Here is a 17773-nt window from a genome sequence, read left to right as displayed (position 1 = left end):
TCACCAAGCTTAAGTTCATGTTATGAGTAGAGCTTTCACCCGCGAGGAAGACAGCGAAAACGCCATTGCCGGTGTCGGCGAACGGCCGATCAGTCCGCACCGCAATCTGGTAACGGAGCGGGGACTCGCGATGATCGAAGAGAACCTCTCCGAATTGCGAGATCAGATGGCCAAGGCCGAAAGACGCGGCGATCGCGAGCGCCTCGCAATAGTGTCCCGCGACCTGCGCTACTGGACCGCGCGGCGCGAGAGCGCGGAGCTTTCGGTGCCGGAGTCCGGCAGCAATGTGGTCCGCTTCGGCATGGGCGTCACGTTGGAAAACGGCGACGGCAAGAAGGTCCACTGGCGCATCGTCGGCGAGGACGAGGCCAACCCGTCGAAAGGCAGCATCTCCCATGTCTCCCCGATGGCGATGGCCCTGTTCGGCAAGAAGGTCGGCGAGGTCGTTGCCGTCAACGGCAAGGAGTGGGAGATCGTCAAGCTGTCGGACAAGGCCGAGAACTAGGCCTTGAGCTTGACTGTATGGTCGCGGAAAAACGCCGCGGCTCCGGTCTCATCGATTTCACCTGCGGCGACCATCATCACCAACTGGATAACATCCTGCTGTTCGGCTTCTACGCTTAACCCGTTGAAATAGAGAAACAAATCGGCCGCGGCAAAAGCCGTGCGCTTGTTCCCGTCAACGAAGGGGTGGTTCTTCGCACTGCCGAAGAGATAGGCCGCCGCGAGTTCACAAAGATCGGGCTCACCGCACGCTTCCTTCTGTTGGGGGCGGGCGAGGGCAGATTCCAGCATGCCCTGGTCGCGTATACCGGAGGCTCCGCCGTGGAGGCGCAACTGCTTAGCGTGCATCGCCTCCACGAATTCTCGCGAATGATGCTCGGTCATTTAGCGAGCGCGCGGTAGGCAACCTCGTATTTCTTCATCCGTTCGCGCGCGATCTTCATCTTACGCTCGAATTCTTCGGCAGAGTCTTCAAGACGGCGCAAGCGCAGCTCCTGGCCCTCCTGAACGACAATGACGTTGTCGCCCGCCTTCAGGTTTAGCCGGTCGAGAAGCTCTTTCGGCAAAATCAGACCTTCGGAGTTGCCAATCTTTCGAATGGTGATGTTCATGGTAGGTCGTCCTGCAACGGCAATTATAACTGGAGGGCCTGTTGTTGCAACGGAAATTATAACAACCGATTGGGAACTACCGACATGGTCGCCATCAAGAAGCGGGTTGAGGACGGGATCCTCTTCCTCTCTCGATTGGCGCATTAGCTGTGCCGATAAGCCTTAGCAACGAGTTGCGTTTGACCAGTTCCCGACACAGGCTATTCACTCGACCGACAGCAGCCTGTCCATCAGCCTGTCCGCCGCTTGCGGGATGACGGTCCCGGGCGGGAAGATTTCGGCCGCTCCCGCCTTCAGCACCGCATCGTAGTCCTGTGGCGGGATGACGCCGCCGGCGACGATCAGCATGTCGCCATGGCCGAGCTTCCTCAGCGCCTCCTTGAGCTCGGGGATCAGGGTCAGATGTCCGGCCGCGAGCGAGGACGCGCCGATCACGTCGACATCATGCTGCACCGCCAGCTTTGCGATCTCCTCCGGCGTCTGAAACATCGGTCCGACGGTGACGTCGAAGCCGAGATCGGCAAAGGCGCTGGCGATCACCTTCTGGCCGCGATCATGGCCGTCCTGGCCCATCTTGGCGACCAGGATGCGCGGCTTTGCACCGGACTTCTTCTCGAAGGCTCCGAGCTTTTCCTTGAGCCGATCGACCGCCGGATTGTCGCCGAGCGCGTCGCGATAGACGCCGGAGATGGTCTGCACGGTGGCTGCATGGCGCCCGAACACTTTCTCCAGCGCCAGCGAGATCTCGCCGACGGTCGCATTGGCCCGCGCCGCGCGGATCGCGAATTCGAGCAGGTTCTCGCCGCTTTCAGCCGCGCGGGTGAGGGCGGTTAGGGCATCCTCCAGGGCCGCGACGTCGCGCGTGCCTTTGAGCCGCTGCAGCTTGGCCAATTGCCGGGCCTTGACCTCGGCATTATCGATCTTCAGCACATCGACCTCGATGTCGGCTTCCGGGCGATGCGCATTGACTCCGACCAGCACCTGCTCGCCGGAATCGATGCGTGCCTGGGTGCGCGCCGCCGCTTCCTCGATGCGCAGCTTCGGAATGCCTTTCTCGATTGCCGCCGCCATGCCGCCGAGGTTTTCGACCTCCTCGATATGGGCGAGCGCGCGGGCCGCCAGATCATGCGTCAGCCGCTCGACATAGGCCGAGCCGCCCCACGGGTCGATCATGCGCGTGGTGCCGGATTCCTGTTGCAGGATGAGCTGCGTGTTGCGGGCAATGCGGGCCGAATGGTCGGTCGGCAGCGCCATCGCCTCGTCGAAGGAATTGGTGTGCAGCGACTGGGTATGTCCCTGCGTTGCCGCCATCGCCTCGATCATCGTGCGGGTGATGTTGTTGTAGGGATCCTGCGCCGTCAGCGACCAGCCCGATGTCTGGCAATGGGTGCGCAGCGACAGCGAGCGCTCGTCCTTCGGCGCAAAATTCTTCTTCATCAGGCTCGACCAGAGCAGCCGCGCGGCCCTGAGCTTGGCGACCTCCATGAAGAAGTTCATACCGATCGCCCAGAAGAAGGAAAGGCGCGGCGCGAACCGGTCGATGTCGAGACCCGCGGCGACGCCGGCGCGCGCATATTCGATGCCGTCGGCAATCGTATAGGCGAGTTCGAGGTCGGCCGTCGCGCCCGCCTCCTGCATATGATAGCCGGAGATCGAGATCGAATTGAATTTCGGCATGTGCCGCGAGGTATAGGCGAAGATGTCCGACACGATCCGCATCGAAGGCTTCGGCGGATAGATGTAGGTGTTGCGGACCATGAACTCCTTCAGAATGTCGTTCTGAATGGTCCCGGCGAGGTCCTTCTGCGCGACACCCTGTTCCTCCGCCGCCACGATATAGAGCGCCATGATCGGCAGCACGGCGCCGTTCATGGTCATCGACACCGTCATCTCGTTGAGCGGAATGCCGTCGAACAACTGGCGCATGTCGAGGATGGAATCGATCGCCACGCCCGCCATGCCGACATCGCCGGCGACGCGCGGATGGTCGCTGTCATAGCCGCGATGGGTCGCAAGGTCGAAGGCAACCGACAGGCCCTTCTGGCCGGCCGCGAGGTTGCGCCGGTAGAAAGCGTTGGATTCCTCCGCCGTCGAGAAGCCGGCATATTGCCGGATCGTCCAGGGCTGCTGGACATACATGGTCGGGTAGGGGCCGCGCACGAAGGGCGGCAGGCCCGGGTAGCTGTCGAGATTGGCCAGGCCCTTGAGGTCGCCCTGCGTGTAGAGGTGTTTCACGGCGATGCCTTCCGGCGTCATCCGCTGGCCCTTGAGCTCGACCGGCGGGCGGCGCGGCGCCGACCAGCCGATCTGGCTGAAATCCGGGATCATGAGCCGGCTCCGATCGACTGATCGATGCGCACTGGAAACAGCGGCTCGCAGGTCGCCACGCCTTCTGTCAGCGCGGGCCGGCGTTCGGCTTTCAATGTCTCGACGGGGCGCTCGCTGCCGGTGCGGAACAAGGTGGTGCCGATGATGCCGCGTTCGCCGGCCCGATAGGCGGCATTGCGCTTCGCGGCGGCCGTCTGCACACGGCTCTGGATATAGCCCTGCTGCAGGCTGTTGAGCACGCCGCCCTCGGCCTCGATGCGCTGAAATTCTTCCCAGGCCGCCGCGCAAAGACCGTCGGTCAGCGCCTCGACCGCTCCGGAGCCGCTGGCCGGATCGGCCACGTGATGGAGATGGCTCTCATGCGCCAGGATCAGCTGCGCGTTGCGGGCGACGCGGCGCGCAAAACCGGCCGGCAGTCCATGCGCGATGGTGTGCGGCAGGATCGAGACGGAATCAGCCCCGCCGGTCGCCGCGGCAAAAGCGGCAATCGTGGTGCGCAGGATGTTGGTTTCCGGATCCGCCATCGCCATCATGCGATAGGAGGTCTCGGCGTGGACGTTCGCCGTCGAGGCCGGGATCGAGCAGGCTTCCTGGATCCGCGCCCAGAGCTTGCGCAACGCCCGCACCTTGGCCATCGACAGGAACTGGTCCTGGTCCACGCTGAGGGCAAAGCCGATATAAGGCGCGGCATAGACCAGCGGCTGGCGCGCCTTCTCGAACATCCTGAGATAGGACACGGCGGAAGCCATCATCGTGCCGAGCTCCTGCGCCTCGGTGGCGCCGGCATTGTGGAAGACGCGGCCGTCCGCTTCGAGCAGCACGCCGGGCACGCCCATCGAGAAGAAATGCGCCAGCGATTGCGGCATTGACTCCTGCAGCGCCTCGATCGAGGTGCGCAGCCGTCCGGTACCGGCGAAGATCGCCGCCGGGTCGATGCCGAAGGAAAGGTTGAGCTTCGCCGGATCGGAGCGGCGCCGGGTCAGGAAGGCGAGCAGCCAATCCGCCACGGCGCGGCTCCACGGATGCGCATCGATGCGCACCTGGACCCGGTTGAGCGGCACGCCGTCGAGCACCGTTTCCAGCGCCTCCGCGGTTCGCGGCAGGCCAAAGCCGAAGGCATTCGGCGCACCCTCGAAAACCAGCGACAGGCCGGTCGCGCCCTCAGCGATGTCCTGCAGCGCCTGGGCGCTGGCGCGGGCGATATCGGGATCGTCGATGCGCTGGCTGACGATCCATGGCGACTTCGGATTGGTGCGCACCAGCGGCTCGGCTGTCGTCGAACGCTCGCTGAGCGGCTCGATGCGGATGCCGTCATCGGTGTGCGAAACAAGCTTCTGTTCGAAAGCGCCGCCGGCAAGCGCTTTTTCCGCCAGCGCCAGCCAGCGCTTGGCGTCCGGGTCTGGAAGGTCGACATCCCTAGTCAAGGCGCCGGCGCCCATCGCACTCCTCGTCTATCGGCCGCATCAGCCACCAGTCTATGGTCCCCCGCCGCATATCACAATGCGACATCCGTCGCGGTTGTTCCGGCAGCCGCTAACCGGTTGCCAAACATGCGCAAAATCCGCAAGCTAAGTAAGGTGGTTTCGCTGCCAGCGTCAAATTCGAATAGCGCCAAATTTGATGGTGGGCATTGTCGCCCGCCGATCGCGTTATTATCCTCCATGAGACCGGCCGTTTTTGGCGGAAGAGATTGCGGAGACCGGACATATGGCTGACCACACCAGCATCTTCATCGGCGCCAGCCGCAAGCCTGATGATTCCTACCAGCGCGCCGAGGAACTCCTGCTGCGCTACGGCAACCGCCACGGCCTGATCACCGGCGCCACAGGCACCGGCAAGACGGTCAGCCTGCAGGTCTTGGCCGAGGGCTTTTCAAATGCCGGCGTCCCGGTCTTCTGCGCCGACATCAAGGGCGACCTTTCCGGCATCGCCATGATGGGCGAGGCCAAGGATTTCCTGGTCAAGCGTGCAGAGCAGGTGAAGCTCGATCCCTATCAGTTTCAGGAATACCCGGTCATCTTCTGGGATCTGTTCGGCGAGCAGGGTCACCCGATCCGTGCCACCATCTCGGAAATGGGGCCGCTGCTTTTGTCGCGGCTGATGAACCTCACCGAAGCGCAGGAAGGTGTCATGAACATCGCCTTCCGCATCGCTGACGAAGAGGGCCTGCTGCTGCTTGATCTCAAAGACCTGCAGGCGCTGCTCGCCAACATCGCCGAGCGAGCCGACGAGCTCAGCGCACGCTACGGCAATGTCACCAAGCCTTCCGTCGGCGCCATCCAGCGCACGCTTCTGGTGCTTGAGCAGCAGGGCGCCGCGAACTTCTTCGGCGAGCCGGCGCTGCGCATCGCCGATTTGATGCGCACCACCCGCGACGGCCGCGGCGCGATCAGCGTTCTGGCCGCCGATAAGCTGATGATGAATCCCAGGCTCTACGCAACTTTCCTGCTCTGGCTGATGTCGGAGCTGTTTGAGGAACTGCCCGAGGTCGGCGATCTCGAGCGGCCGAAGCTGGTCTTCTTCTTCGACGAGGCGCACCTTTTGTTCGAGGACGCGCCGAAGGTCCTGGTTGATCGCGTCGAGCAGGTGGTGCGGCTGATCCGCTCCAAGGGTGTCGGCGTCTATTTCGTCACCCAGAACCCGCTCGACATTCCGGAAAAGGTTTTGGCCCAGCTCGGCAACCGCGTGCAGCACGCGTTGCGCGCCTATACGCCGCGCGAGCAGCAGGCGGTGCGGACGGCGGCCGACACCTTCCGGCCCAACCCGGATTTCGACTGCGCCACCGCGATTACCCAGCTCGCCACCGGCGAGGCGCTGGTCTCGATGCTGGAGGATAAGGGCGTGCCGGCCATGGTACAGCGCACATTGATTCGCCCGCCGTCGTCGCGGCTCGGGCCGATCACACCCGACGAGCGCCGCAAGGTCCTTGCCGAGAGCCCGGTCGCCGGGCAGTACGATCAAGCGGTCGATCGCGACTCGGCCTTCGAGATACTGCAGAAGAAGACCAGGGAGGCGCAGGAAGCCGAAGCGCAGGCGCAGCAGGCGGGCACCGGCGGCTCGCGCTGGACAATTCCGGGCTTCGACGATGTGTTGGGAGGGTCGGGCCGCCGGTCCTCCAACCGTCAGACAGTGGCCGAAGCCGCGATCAAGTCGGTGGTGCGTTCGGTGGGCTCTTCCGTCGGCCGCGCGATAGTGCGCGGGATACTAGGCAGCCTGGCGCGCGGGCGGTAGCGCCCAACTGAGGCGCGGCAATCAGAGGGCAGGGCGCTTGGCTACGGCAAGGCCGATGCCCAGCGCGATCATCGCGCCGCCGGACGCCTCCCGGAGCCGACGTATCATGCCGGACCGGCCTGCCGCGCCATCCCTGATGCGGCCGGCCGCGAAGGCGACCACGATATCGGCCAGCGTGTTGAGCGTCACCGACACGAAGCCGAGCACCATGAACTGCAAGGCGACGTGGCCGGCGCCGAGATCCAGGAATTGCGGAATGAAGGCCAGGAAGAAGGCGGCCGTCTTCGGATTCAACGTCTCGACCAGCACCCCTTCGCGAAACGCGCGGCCAACGCCGACCGCAGGCGTCGGCGCGCCACCTTCCAGTTTTGTCTTTGCCTCGCGGCGGGCGGACTGGAAGGTGCGCAAGCCGAGCCAGACGAGGTAGACGGCGCCGATCAACTTCAGCGCCGTAAAGAGTTCGGCGCTCGCGAGCACGAGGGCTGAAACGCCCAGGCTTCCGGCAAGCACATGAACCATGCCGCCCAGGCCTGTCCCGAAACTGGAGGCGATGCCTTCAGCGCGGCCTCCGGCCAGGGTGCGCGCGGCGACATAGAAGATGCCCGGTCCGGGCGTGATGGCGAGCAGCAGCGCCGCGGCGAAGTACAAGGCGAATTGTGTCAGGTCCGGCATGATCGGCTCGCTGGCAATTGGACTGGGTCGGATGTCAAGACGGGATCAGTTGGGCGACGTCGCGATCCGAAGGCCGGTCGCTCGCTGCTAGACCAGTGGCGACACCGGCGCGATCGGCCGCGTTGCGGTTCTGGCTCATCTTGCGCTTGCCTTGGAGCCGCGTGATCGGCATGCGCAAGCCGACAATGCCTTTGAGTTGCGCCTGGATGAAATCCGGCGGCGCATCCGATACGGACCAAGGCGAGGGGCGTCCGCCTTCGTGGAGATTGGTCAGGCGCGTGACGATCTCGAGCAGCCTGTCGGCGTCCTCGAAGAAGTCGATCGGCCCATAGGCATGAACGGCCAGGTAGTTCCAAGTCGGCACTACCTTTCCGGTCTCCTGCTTGGTCTGGTACCAGGCCGGCGTCACGTAGGCGTCGGGGCCCATGAAGATCGCCAGGCCATCGCCCAGCACCGGTGCGCGCCACTGCGGATTTGCCTTCGCGACATGGCCGTAGATCGTGCCATGCTCGCCCTCGCTCTCGTTGAGCAAGAGCGGCAATGGCGTCGCCTGCGGTCCTTCCGCCGTGGCGGTGACCAGCGTCGCCAGCCGTGCCGCGCGGATCGTCGCCATGAGGCTCTCCCTGTCGTCATCGCGGAAGGCGGGCGGAATGTACATGGCGAAAACTCCTTGCATTGCATTTAAAGATGCCGGCAAGCTGGTTTGCTTGGAACATCCAGTTTTGCAGGTTTTCGGTGGTCCAGTTGGAACAGGAAGGCGTGGCGCGCCGGATCATCGCGGCGATCAAGGCGCAGATCCATAGCGGCGTTTACCGGCCCGGCGATCGGCTGCCGTCGACGCGGGCCTTTGCCGCCGAATGGGGCGCGTCGCGAACCACGGTGACGGCGGCCTACAACCAGCTCGACGCCGAAGGCTATCTGATCATCCGGCAGGGCGCGCGTGCCATCGTGGCTCCGGGACTGGAGAGGCCGTCAGGCGCGGCTTCCATCGCGGCTGCCTCGCCACGCAACCTCTCGACGTTCGCGCGCAGGCTGCTGGCCCTGCCTTCGCCGGCGGAACAGCAGCCGGCCAAGGTTGCGGATTTCCGCTATGGCGACCTGTCCGGGGCGGACTTCCCGGTGCTGGCTTGGCGACGGGCCTCGAACAAAGCCATTCTGCGGCGCGGCGCACGGTTGCGCTATGGCGACCCACAGGGCTCGCTTGCTCTTCGCAGCGCCCTGCAAACCTATCTCTGGCGCGCACGCGGCATCAGCTGCGCGCCGGACCAGATCGCCATCGTCAACGGCTCCCAGCAAGGGCTCGACCTCTGCGCGCGGCTGCTGCTCGACTCCGGCGACCCGTTCGTGATCGAGAATCCGGGCTATCTGCTGGCCCGCCATGCCTTCACGGCCGCGGGCGGCGTCGCCGTGCCAGTTGCGGTCGACGCTGACGGGCTAAGGACGGATGCGCTGCCGCCGGCCCGTCTGGCTTACGTCACGCCATCGCACCAGTTTCCGCTCGGCGGCGTGCTTTCGGCGACGCGGCGGCATTCCCTCCTGGCCTGGGCCACGGCATCAGGCGCCTATGTCGTCGAAGACGATTACGACGGCGAATACCGCCACGACATCGCCCCCATCCCGCCTCTGCAGACGCTCGATCCAGGCTCCGTCATTTATGTCGGCACGCTGTCCAAAACGCTCTCGCCCACCTTGCGGCTCGGTTATCTGGTCGTCCCCGCCGGCCTGCGTCGGGCCTTCAGCGAGGCAAAGCGCCTGACCGACCGGCATGCTCCGATGCTGGAGCAGGACGTGTTGGCCGACCTGCTGACGAGCGGCGCTTACGAGCGCCACGTCCGCAGCATCCGCAGGAAAAATGCCGAGCGCCGAGAAGTCCTGCTGCGGGCGCTCGCCGATCATATCGGGCCAAAGGTGACTGTTGCTGGGGCCGACACGGGCCTGCACGTCGTGGCCTGGTTGAACGGCATCGATTCTGGATGCGAGCCGGCGATCATCGCCGACGCACGTGCTGCGGGGATCGGCCTCTATCCGGTATCGCCGCTCTATGATCCGGCCGAGCCGCGGCTCGAAACGGCGGGCTTCATCATGGGATATGCTGGTCTCGACGCGGAGGCGTTGCGCCGCGGCGTTGCGGTGCTGGCGGACATCCTCGCCAAGCACCGCTGACGAACGCCGGATCAAAAGATCTCGTTACTCTCCTGCGGCACCGGCCCCAGCAGGACAGAGTCGTCCGGCACGCCGTTGTCGATCGGAATGGCCCGGCGCTCGGGCATATCGGCCATCGGCTGGCCAACATCTGCTGTGACAACGACCGGCGTCTTGTTGGGGACGCGGTCATAGAGGTCGATGATGTCCTGGTTGATCAGGCGCACGCAGCCCGACGAGACCGACTTGCCGATCGACCACCATTCCGGCGACCCGTGCAGACGATAGAGCGTGTCCTGGTTGCCTTTGAAGAGGTAGAGCGCACGCGCCCCGAGCGGGTTCTTGAGCCCGCCGGGCATACCGCCGTTCTTGGCGCTGTATTCCGTCAGTTCCGGCTGGCGCGCGACCATCTCGTCCGGCGGCGTCCATTTCGGCCACTTCTGCTTCCATTGCACCACCGCATCGCCCGACCATTCGAAGCCGGCGCGGCCGAGACCGACGCCGTAGCGGATCGCCTGGCCACCCTCACGCACCAGATAGAGGAAGTGGTTGGTGGTATCGACGACGATGGTGCCCGGGCGCTGTCCGGTCGGATCGGGAACGATCTGGCGCAAATATCTGTGATCGATCTTGTTTACCGGGATGGCCGGCAGGTCGAAGCCGTTGTCGGACATCGGCCCATACATGGTGGCGTAGTCGCCGAGCGGCGGCTCGACGGAGGCCGGCGGTGGCGGCTGCACGGCTGCCGGGCGAGGACCGGTGGTGGAGCAGGCGGAAATCGCCGAAGCAGCGCCAAGGGCCGTGAGATTGAGGAAGCCACGGCGGCTGATGCGGAAGGAAGCGTCTGACATGGTTGCCTTTTCTAGGTCTTGAATTCGCAAGAATGCATGAATCCGCTGGCCGGCGCCGACAGCTGCAATAACAGTCGGCGGTGATAGGCGGTTCCAATTCTGGCCTCAGGGTGGACAAACAAAGGCGAAGCTGTGACCGCGACACATCTGTTGCGCTGCAGCAACAGCACCCTCAAACGCCTGCCAGAAGGCCTTCGAGCGAGGGCAGGATCAGCCCCGGCGGAAAATCCCGGTATTCGTCGGGCTGATTGGCGCGATTGATCCAGACGGTGCGGAAGCCGAACCTGGCGGCGCCCGCGACGTCCCAGCGGTTGGAGGACTGGAACGACACCGCCCCCGGATAGAGCCGCCAGCCAGTGACCACCATGTCGTAGACCGAAGGATCGGTCTTGAAGCGCTTGATCTCGTCGACCGAGAAGACGTCGTCCAGGATCTGGTCGAGGGCGGCCGATTTCACCGCCGCCCGCAGCATTTCCGGCGAGCCGTTGGACAGGATCGCGAGCTTCGCTCCCGCTGCTTTCAGCGCCTTCAATACCGCCGGCACTTCCGGATAGCAGTCGAGCCGCCAATACGCTTCCAGCAGCCTTGCCCTGAGCGCCGGATCGGCCGACGGCACCTTGCGCAGCGCGAAGTCCAGCGCCTGCTCGGTCAGTTGCCAGAAATCGGCATAGGCGCCCATCAGCGTCCGCACCCAGGAATATTCGAGCTGCTTGGCGCGCCAGATCTCGGAGAGAAGCTGGCCGTCCGGCCCGATCTCGCCCGCATGGCGGCGCACCGCGGCGTGCACGTCGAACAACGTGCCATAGGCGTCGAAGACATAGGCTGCATGGTGCATAGGAAGAGTTTTGCGGCGCCCGGCCCTGCCGCGCAAGCGCTGATTGCGGTTAATGCATGTCGCCCAAAAGTGGGCAGCGGTTTTCGGAAAGGATCGCATAACACAAAAACCCAACACACATGGCCCATCCCTTTCCGTGCGCCGTGCTTTAAGTGCCTCTGGCCTCAAGGATTTTTTCCGATGTCGGTTGACGCCGGCCGTCAAAGCGTCGTCCTATGGAGGCCGGAACTCATCTATACGGACGGCAAACGATGACACTGGCGGCGGCGGCGCAGTCCGCGACATGGACCTATGTGGACGGCGACTGGTACGAGGGCAATGTTGCCATTCTGGGACCGCGCAGCCACGCCATGTGGCTGGGCACCAGCGTCTTCGACGGCGCCCGCTGGTTCGAAGGCGTGGCGCCCGATCTCGATCGTCACGCCGCGCGCGTCAACGCCTCGGCGATCGCGCTCGGCCTGAAGCCTTCCATGACGACGGAGCAGATCGTCGGGCTGACATGGGACGGCCTGAAGAAATTCGACGGCAAGACCGCCGTCTATATCAGGCCGATGTACTGGGCCGAGCATGGCGGCTATATGGGCGTGCCGGCCGACCCGTCCTCGACCCGCTTCTGTCTCTGCCTCTACGAAGCGCCGATGATTCCGCCTTCGGGCTTTTCGATCGGCGTCTCGCCGTTCCGGCGGCCGACGATCGAGACCATGCCGACCAACGCCAAGGCAGGCTGCCTCTATCCCAACAACGGCCGCGCCATCCTCGAGGCCAAGATGCGCGGCTTCGACAACGCGCTGGTGCTCGATATGCTGGGCAATGTCGCCGAGACTGGCACCTCCAACATCTTCCTGGTCAAGGACGGCCATGTGATGACGCCCGCCGCGAACGGCACCTTCCTCTCCGGCATCACCCGCTCGCGCACGATCAACCTGCTCGGCGACTATGGTTTCAGGACCACCGAGAAGACGCTGTCGATCCGCGATTTCCTCGAGGCGGACGAGATCTTCTCGACCGGCAACCATTCGAAGGTGGTGCCGATCACGCGCATCGAGGACCGTAGCATTCAGCCTGGACCGGTCGCCAAGAAGGCGCGCGAGCTCTATTGGGATTGGGCGCATTCGACTTCCGCCGCCTGAGCGGATAAAAAGGCGTTCGGCGCTTCGTTCCGGAGTTGTCCCAACCCATTCCAGACCTATCTTAGTCCGGTAGTTTTACCGGACTTTTCCTGAGGGAGTACCATCCATGGCTTTTGAGTTGCCCGCTTTGCCCTACGACTACGAGGCCTTGCAGCCTTACATGTCGAAGGAGACGCTGGAGTATCACCACGACAAGCACCACAAAGCCTATGTCGACAACGGCAACAAGCTGGCCGCCGAGGCCGGAATGGGCGACCTGTCGGTCGAAGAGGTCGTGAAACAGTCCTTCGGCAAGAATGCCGGGCTCTTCAACAATGCCGCCCAGCACTACAACCATATCCATTTCTGGAAATGGATGAAGAAGGGCGGCGGCGGCAACAAGCTGCCGGGCGCTCTGCAGAAGGCCGTCGATGCCGATCTCGGCGGCTACGACAAGTTCAAGGCGGACTTCGTCGCCGCCGGCACCACCCAGTTCGGCTCCGGCTGGGCATGGCTTTCGGTCAAGGACGGCAAGCTCGCGATCTCGAAGACCCCCAATGGCGAGAACCCGCTGGTTCATGGCGCTTCGCCGATCCTCGGCGTCGACGTGTGGGAGCACTCCTATTACATCGACTACCGCAACGCGCGGCCGAAATATCTCGAAGCCTTCGTCGACAGCCTGATCAACTGGGATTATGTCCTGGAACTCTACGAGAAGGCGAAAGCTTGATCGACCCTTCCGAAAAGCCCCGGCATGACCGGGGCTTTTCTTTTGCCGGCGCAGGAGGGCAATTCCAGTCAAGAAAATCGTTGCGGCGCGGAGGGAATAATTCCACTGCATCGCCCGTTAACGTCTAGTCGCGAACTCTCTTCACCATGGAGCCAATTGAATGAGAAAGCTTGTCATCGCCATCTCTTTGCTCGCTTTTGCCGGCTCGGCCGCTTATGCCGACCCGATCAAGGATCGCCAGGCCCTGATGAAGGAACGCGGCAAGCTCGCCGGCCAGTTGTCCAAGGTCGTCAAAGGCGAGGAGGCTTTCGACGCCGCCGCTGTGCTGACGGCGCTAAAGGCGCTGGAGGCGAACGCCGAAAAATTCGATGCCGAGAAACTTTTCCCGGCCGGCAGCGACAAGGGCGACACCACGGCGGCGCCGAAGATCTGGGAAGACATGCCAGGCTTCAAGGCGGCCGGGGACAAGTTCCTGGCCGACGTCAAGGCGGCAGTGGCTTCGCCGCCGGCCGATGTCGATGCGCTCAAGGCGCAGCTCAACACCATCGGCGGCGACTGCGGCACCTGTCATGAGACCTACAGGATCAAGAAGGGCTGATCGCCTGATATGGCGTGGCTGAAGAAGCTCGTCGGCGCCGTCATCGTGCTGGGCGGCGCCGGCGCGGTCGCCGGCTGGGCGTTGTCTGCGCCCGTCAGGCTTGATGCCGCGACCGTCGCGCAGCTTGGCCCCGGTGATGCTGCGAAAGGCAAGCGCATCTTCTTTGCCGGCGGCTGCACATCCTGCCACGCCAAACCGGGGTCCAAGGGTGATGCCCGCCTAGAGCTTGCCGGCGGGCTGGAGCTGAAGACGCCGTTCGGTACCTTCGTCCCGCCCAACATCTCACAGGATCAAAAGGACGGCATCGGCGCCTGGAGCGAGGAGGACTTCGCCAATGCGATGCTGAAGGGTGTTTCGCCCTCCGGCGAGCATTTTTATCCGGCCTTCCCTTATGCCTCTTATGCTCGCATGAAGCCGGCCGATGTCGCCGACCTCTATGCCTTTATGAAGACGCTGCCGGCGGTCGCCGGCAAGGCGCCCGGCCACAAACTCTCCTTCCCCTTTAACATCCGTCGCGGCATTGGTCTCTGGAAGCGGCTCTATGTCAGCCCTGAACCGGTCATTGCCTTGCCCGAGGGCGCGCCTGACAAGGTGCTGGCCGGCCGCTATCTGGTCGAGGGCCCCGGCCATTGCGGCGAATGCCACACGCCGCGCGACTTTGCCGGCGGCGTCAAGAAGGCCGAATGGCTGGCGGGAGCCGTGGCCGCCGAAGGCTCGGGCGTGGTGCCCAATATCACCCCGCAAGGCGGCACGAAGGACTGGTCGGAGGCCGACATCGCCAACTATCTCGAAACCGGCTTCACGCCGGATTTCGATTCCGTCGGCGGTGCCATGGTCGACGTGCAGCGCAACATAGCTCAGTTGTCGGCCGACGACCGCGCCGCGATCGCGGCCTATCTGAAGGCCGTCCCGCCGCATCCCAATGGCTATCCGGCGCGCAAGCCGGCGAGCTGATCGATGCATATCGGCTGCGCGACACCATGATGCGGTGTGCCTGTGATGTCTCAGGTCCATATTAGTTGACTTTAATAGTCATGTATCATACGCGCTTCGGCCAGTTTCCAGGCGGATCGAAGCCTTGCCCATGCACTCTCTCGACCTTGTGTTTGAATTCGCCCATGGCGAGCAGCGCGCAGCACTTCTCTTCGCCGACGGGCGCAGCCTGTCTTATGCGGAGCTCGACGACCTTGCGCAGCACTTCGCCACGCGGCTGGGGGATGAGGGAAAGCAGCTCGTCGCTATCTCAGCGGAACCCTCCGAGCATGCGGTCGTCGCCTATCTTGGAGCCCTGCGGGCGGGTCATGCGGTGGCCATGCTGCCGCCTTGCGACAAAAGGGTCTGGGACGACTTCCTGGCGGCCTTCCAGCCGGATTTCACCTATCGCCGAGCCGATGGCCGCTGGCGTCTCGTGAAGGAAGCTTGGCCCGCGAGGGACATTGAGCCGCTGCATCCCGATCTCGCGCTGCTGCTGATGACGTCCGGCAGCTCGGGCGCCGCCAAGGCGGTCAGGCTCTCCTATGCCAATCTCGAAGCCAATGCGCGCGCGATAACGACCTATCTCGAACTCTCGTCCGCCGACAGGGCCGCTCTCATGCTGCCGCTGCATTATTCCTACGGACTGTCGGTTCTCAATTCGCATCTGATTGCCGGCGGCAGCATCCTCTTCCCCGGTGTTTCGGCCATGGACGGCGATTTCCTGCAGATAATCGCCGACGGTGGCTGCACCAATCTGTCCGGCGTCCCGTATTCCTACGAACTCCTGGAACGGATGCGTTTCCGCGACGCTAAGCTCAAGGGTTTGCGCATGATGACGGTGGCGGGTGGACAGCTCAGCCCCGACGTCATCCGCCTGTACAGGGATCATTTGCGCGCCGCGGGTGGGCGTTTCTTCGTCATGTATGGTCAAACCGAGGCGACAGCGCGTATCGCCTTCGTGCCGCCGGAGAGCCTGTCCGACCGGGAGGAGCGGATCGGCGTCGCCATCCCAGGCGGCAGCCTCGGCCTTGTCGACGACAAGGGGGAGCCGGTCAACCGCTCGGGCATCCCGGGAGAACTTGTCTATCGCGGCCCGAACGTCATGATGGGTTACGCCGAGCAGCGTTGTGATCTGGCGCGCGGGGCTGAGGTCGAGATCCTGAACACCGGCGATATTGCCGTCCAGGACGAGCAAGGTTTCTTCCGCATCGTCGGGCGCAAGAGCCGCTTTGCCAAGATTGCCGGCCTCAGGATCGGCTTCGATATCATGGAGCGGGCCCTGGAGCGGGCGGGCATTGCGGCCGCGGTGCTCGGCGACGATCGAGGCCTAGAAGCCTATGTGACCGGCGCCGGCTCGGCAGGCCGGGCACAGCGTATCCTGGCCGAAGTCAGCCGCTTGCCCGCCAATCTGGTTCGAGTTTCGACGCGTGTCGACCTTCCCAGGCTAGCCTCGGGCAAGATCGACTATGGCTGCCTGCAACGCGAGATGTTGCTGGGACGGGCGGAAATCCGCGAACGTGGCGGCGTGCCCGGAGCCTATGCCCGCGTGTTCTATCCGCTTCCGGTCGGCCGCGCTGACAGCTTTGTGTCGCTCGGCGGAGATTCTCTTCGCTTTTTGCAATTGGCTCTGGAACTCGAACGGCTCGGCTTGGAACTGCCGGACGGCTGGGAACGACTAAGCGTTGGAGACCTGACAAATCTTTATTCGGCGAAACGGTCTTTCATGCGGGACCAGGCAAACGAGACGCCTGTCGATATCGTGCTGAGGGCCTTCGCCATCCTGCTGGTGGTCGTGCATCACGAGACGCTGTGGCCTATCCCGGGCGGCTCCGGCATCATGATGCTGCTTGTCGGCTACAGCCTTGCGCGTTTTCAGTCGATCCATTTGCTTGCCGGTCGGATCCGGCACGCGCTGAAACCTGCGATTAGCGTCCTGATCCCTTATTTTCTCATAGTCGCCGCTTACTCCCTCGCCTGGCAGGCGATCCCTTGGGCCTCGATGACCCTTACCGGCAACTTCGGCTATGCCGAACCGGAACGTCACGAGATGATCCCGTATCTCTACTGGTTCATCGAGGCCTATGCGCAGACGCTGTTGGTCTTCGCCCTCGCCTTTGCCGTTCCGGTTCTACGCAAGCTCGCCCAGGCTCGACCCTTTGCCTTCTCGATCGGACTATTGGCGTTTGCCGCCGCTGCGCGCTTTGCAGTTCCATTGTTCGTGGACTTAGGCAGCCGCCAGATCTTCGCGATCTACTGGGTCTTCCACCTTGCGGTCTTCGGCTGGTGCGCCGGTTTGGCCGACACTCCCGCCAGAAAACTCCTCGTGACCGCATTTGCCACTGCCGTATTGGGGTATCTAGCCTTTTGGGAGTCGGTCTGGCTGGGGACGACGGTCAAGTATTTGACGATCTTCGCGGCGCTCTCGGCTCTGCTTTACCTGCCGCGTGTTCGCCTGCCTGCTGGGGTGGGGCGGGCGGTTACGCAGGTCGCCGTCGCGGCTTTCCCGATCTACTTGGTCCATCGCTTCGTCCCGGAGCTTTTGATGGCACCTGTCGCAGGCTGGCTGCCGGCTCCAGGCTTCCAACTGCTTGCGATCGCCGGCGGCGCCGCTTTAGGCGTCATCGCCGGCAAAACCTTGGCCGCCATTCGACACCTGCGCGGCAGATTGGCCATGGAGCGCTTGCCGGAATTGCTCTCGGCGTGAGACGCTTCGACCGCGGTCGCTCCGATTACGCGTGGCGGTCGCCCAAAAAATCGAAGCCGTTTTCGAAGAAGTGGTTGTAGTCGCAGGTCAGTTCCTCGCCGGGCGCGATGTCGCGCAGCGCGTAGGTTTCCTCCGGCGAGGAGACGTCGCAGTTCGGCTCGTCGGCATGGTTCATGTAGCGCGCATCGTCCGCCTCGAAGACGATATAATTCCGGTCGCGCCTGTCCGGATAGGAGTACCGATCGAGGTAGGACTTCACCGGGCCGCTTTCGTTCTCATAGGTGTCGACCGAAATGCGGCGGTCGAATCTTGGATCGAGCTTCCAGATCAACGTGCCCTTTGGAATGCGGTGTTTGGCGAAGACACCGATGCCCTGGATGGGCGATTTGTCGAGATAGACGTCGACGAGCAGCATGACGAACCCTGCGAATGACGGATGGCGCGGCCCGAACCGGCCGCGACCAAAAACGAGGCGCATTGCGT

General features: G+C 63.7%; 17 protein-coding genes. 8 read left to right on the top strand and 9 right to left on the bottom strand.

Annotated features, from left to right (window positions below; all coding sequences use genetic code 11):
* Positions 1–22: 22 nt before the first annotated feature.
* Positions 23–505: a transcription elongation factor GreA gene (greA, locus tag CK222_RS09610; RefSeq protein WP_066997710.1), complete on the top strand. Its 483-nt coding sequence runs from the start codon at positions 23–25 to the stop codon at positions 503–505.
* On the opposite strand, the gene CK222_RS09605 is transcribed toward greA, so the two are convergent.
* The 4 genes from CK222_RS09605 to CK222_RS09590 all read right to left on the bottom strand — a co-directional run bounded on the left by CK222_RS09605 (position 502) and on the right by CK222_RS09590 (position 4882).
* A complete protein-coding gene (locus CK222_RS09605; RefSeq protein ID WP_095800183.1) occupies positions 502–888 on the bottom strand; it encodes a type II toxin-antitoxin system death-on-curing family toxin in 387 nt (128 codons plus the stop codon). The genes greA and CK222_RS09605 overlap by 4 nt on opposite strands.
* Positions 885–1115 carry an AbrB/MazE/SpoVT family DNA-binding domain-containing protein gene (locus CK222_RS09600; protein ID WP_067320863.1) on the bottom strand — a complete coding sequence of 77 codons (231 nt, stop codon included), beginning with the start codon at positions 1113–1115 and terminating at the stop codon, positions 885–887. The genes CK222_RS09605 and CK222_RS09600 overlap by 4 nt, the downstream gene beginning before the upstream one ends.
* A 204-nt stretch (positions 1116–1319) precedes the next feature.
* On the bottom strand, positions 1320–3443 hold the full coding sequence (scpA, locus tag CK222_RS09595; protein ID WP_095800182.1) for a methylmalonyl-CoA mutase: 2124 nt from the start codon (positions 3441–3443) through the stop codon (positions 1320–1322).
* Positions 3440–4882 (bottom strand): methylmalonyl-CoA mutase subunit beta, encoded by a 1443-nt coding sequence (locus CK222_RS09590; protein WP_095800181.1) that lies wholly within the window; start codon positions 4880–4882, stop codon positions 3440–3442. Before CK222_RS09590 ends, scpA begins: the two co-directional genes overlap by 4 nt.
* A 268-nt stretch (positions 4883–5150) precedes the next feature.
* Between CK222_RS09590 and CK222_RS09585 the strand changes: the two genes are divergently transcribed.
* Positions 5151–6674 (top strand): helicase HerA-like C-terminal domain-containing protein, encoded by a 1524-nt coding sequence (locus tag CK222_RS09585; RefSeq protein WP_095800180.1) that lies wholly within the window; start codon positions 5151–5153, stop codon positions 6672–6674.
* 21 nt (positions 6675–6695) lie between these two features.
* On the opposite strand, the gene CK222_RS09580 is transcribed toward CK222_RS09585, so the two are convergent.
* Both CK222_RS09580 and CK222_RS09575 read right to left on the bottom strand, forming a co-directional pair.
* A complete protein-coding gene (locus CK222_RS09580) occupies positions 6696–7346 on the bottom strand; it encodes a LysE family translocator (RefSeq protein ID WP_095800179.1) in 651 nt (216 codons plus the stop codon).
* A gap of 34 nt (positions 7347–7380) precedes the next feature.
* On the bottom strand, positions 7381–8004 hold the full coding sequence (locus CK222_RS09575) for an FMN-binding negative transcriptional regulator (protein WP_095800178.1): 624 nt from the start codon (positions 8002–8004) through the stop codon (positions 7381–7383).
* Positions 8005–8033: 29 nt separating this feature from the next.
* Here CK222_RS09575 and CK222_RS09570 point away from each other — a divergent pair, with 29 nt between their 5' ends.
* Positions 8034–9509 carry a PLP-dependent aminotransferase family protein gene (locus tag CK222_RS09570; protein WP_095800177.1) on the top strand — a complete coding sequence of 492 codons (1476 nt, stop codon included), beginning with the start codon at positions 8034–8036 and terminating at the stop codon, positions 9507–9509.
* A gap of 11 nt (positions 9510–9520) precedes the next feature.
* Here the strand turns inward: CK222_RS09570 and CK222_RS09565 are convergent, their stop codons facing one another.
* On the bottom strand, positions 9521–10339 hold the full coding sequence (locus CK222_RS09565) for a L,D-transpeptidase (protein ID WP_095800176.1): 819 nt from the start codon (positions 10337–10339) through the stop codon (positions 9521–9523).
* 172 nt (positions 10340–10511) lie between these two features.
* On the bottom strand, positions 10512–11174 hold the full coding sequence (locus tag CK222_RS09560) for a haloacid dehalogenase type II (protein WP_067320889.1): 663 nt from the start codon (positions 11172–11174) through the stop codon (positions 10512–10514).
* A 251-nt stretch (positions 11175–11425) separates the two neighbouring features.
* Between CK222_RS09560 and CK222_RS09555 the strand changes: the two genes are divergently transcribed.
* From CK222_RS09555 to CK222_RS09535, 5 genes are all read left to right on the top strand, one after another.
* Positions 11426–12304 (top strand): branched-chain amino acid aminotransferase, encoded by an 879-nt coding sequence (locus CK222_RS09555; protein ID WP_095800175.1) that lies wholly within the window; start codon positions 11426–11428, stop codon positions 12302–12304.
* A 106-nt stretch (positions 12305–12410) separates the two neighbouring features.
* Positions 12411–13013, top strand: coding sequence for a superoxide dismutase (locus CK222_RS09550; protein ID WP_066997682.1), 603 nt, complete (start codon positions 12411–12413; stop codon positions 13011–13013).
* Between the two features lie 160 nt (positions 13014–13173).
* Positions 13174–13611: a cytochrome c gene (locus CK222_RS09545; protein WP_067320896.1), complete on the top strand. Its 438-nt coding sequence runs from the start codon at positions 13174–13176 to the stop codon at positions 13609–13611.
* Between the two features lie 9 nt (positions 13612–13620).
* The gene (locus CK222_RS09540) at positions 13621–14565 is read left to right on the top strand and encodes a cytochrome c (protein ID WP_095800174.1); all 945 of its coding nucleotides are present in this window, start codon (positions 13621–13623) and stop codon (positions 14563–14565) included.
* Between the two features lie 130 nt (positions 14566–14695).
* On the top strand, positions 14696–17290 hold the full coding sequence (locus CK222_RS09535; RefSeq protein WP_095800173.1) for an AMP-binding protein: 2595 nt from the start codon (positions 14696–14698) through the stop codon (positions 17288–17290).
* Between the two features lie 25 nt (positions 17291–17315).
* Here the strand turns inward: CK222_RS09535 and CK222_RS09530 are convergent, their stop codons facing one another.
* On the bottom strand, positions 17316–17705 hold the full coding sequence (locus tag CK222_RS09530; RefSeq protein ID WP_066998147.1) for an SET domain-containing protein-lysine N-methyltransferase: 390 nt from the start codon (positions 17703–17705) through the stop codon (positions 17316–17318).
* Positions 17706–17773 lie beyond the last annotated feature (68 nt).

Origin of the sequence: Mesorhizobium sp. WSM3866 (assembly GCF_002294795.1) — a bacterium.
Classification (GTDB): Bacteria; Pseudomonadota; Alphaproteobacteria; order Rhizobiales; family Rhizobiaceae; genus Mesorhizobium.
The sequence above is the reverse complement of the archived record's forward strand: the minus strand, read 5'-3'. Positions and strand labels throughout refer to the sequence as shown.

Excerpts from the sequence above, each read along its gene's own strand:
- CK222_RS09540 (WP_095800174.1), top strand. The coding sequence starts at position 13,621 with ATGGCGTGGCTGAAGAAGCTCGTCGGCGCCGTCATCGTGCTGGGCGGC.
- CK222_RS09535 (WP_095800173.1), top strand. The coding sequence starts at position 14,696 with ATGCACTCTCTCGACCTTGTGTTTGAATTCGCCCATGGCGAGCAGCGC.
- CK222_RS09565 (WP_095800176.1), bottom strand. The coding sequence starts at position 10,339 with ATGTCAGACGCTTCCTTCCGCATCAGCCGCCGTGGCTTCCTCAATCTC.
- CK222_RS09550 (WP_066997682.1), top strand. The coding sequence starts at position 12,411 with ATGGCTTTTGAGTTGCCCGCTTTGCCCTACGACTACGAGGCCTTGCAG.
- CK222_RS09530 (WP_066998147.1), bottom strand. The coding sequence starts at position 17,705 with ATGCTGCTCGTCGACGTCTATCTCGACAAATCGCCCATCCAGGGCATC.
- CK222_RS09600 (WP_067320863.1), bottom strand. The coding sequence starts at position 1,115 with ATGAACATCACCATTCGAAAGATTGGCAACTCCGAAGGTCTGATTTTG.
- CK222_RS09590 (WP_095800181.1), bottom strand. The coding sequence starts at position 4,882 with ATGGGCGCCGGCGCCTTGACTAGGGATGTCGACCTTCCAGACCCGGAC.
- greA (WP_066997710.1), top strand. The coding sequence starts at position 23 with ATGAGTAGAGCTTTCACCCGCGAGGAAGACAGCGAAAACGCCATTGCC.
- CK222_RS09575 (WP_095800178.1), bottom strand. The coding sequence starts at position 8,004 with ATGTACATTCCGCCCGCCTTCCGCGATGACGACAGGGAGAGCCTCATG.
- CK222_RS09580 (WP_095800179.1), bottom strand. The coding sequence starts at position 7,346 with ATGCCGGACCTGACACAATTCGCCTTGTACTTCGCCGCGGCGCTGCTG.
- CK222_RS09555 (WP_095800175.1), top strand. The coding sequence starts at position 11,426 with ATGACACTGGCGGCGGCGGCGCAGTCCGCGACATGGACCTATGTGGAC.
- CK222_RS09545 (WP_067320896.1), top strand. The coding sequence starts at position 13,174 with ATGAGAAAGCTTGTCATCGCCATCTCTTTGCTCGCTTTTGCCGGCTCG.
- scpA (WP_095800182.1), bottom strand. The coding sequence starts at position 3,443 with ATGATCCCGGATTTCAGCCAGATCGGCTGGTCGGCGCCGCGCCGCCCG.
- CK222_RS09605 (WP_095800183.1), bottom strand. The coding sequence starts at position 888 with ATGACCGAGCATCATTCGCGAGAATTCGTGGAGGCGATGCACGCTAAG.
- CK222_RS09560 (WP_067320889.1), bottom strand. The coding sequence starts at position 11,174 with ATGCACCATGCAGCCTATGTCTTCGACGCCTATGGCACGTTGTTCGAC.
- CK222_RS09585 (WP_095800180.1), top strand. The coding sequence starts at position 5,151 with ATGGCTGACCACACCAGCATCTTCATCGGCGCCAGCCGCAAGCCTGAT.
- CK222_RS09570 (WP_095800177.1), top strand. The coding sequence starts at position 8,034 with ATGCCGGCAAGCTGGTTTGCTTGGAACATCCAGTTTTGCAGGTTTTCG.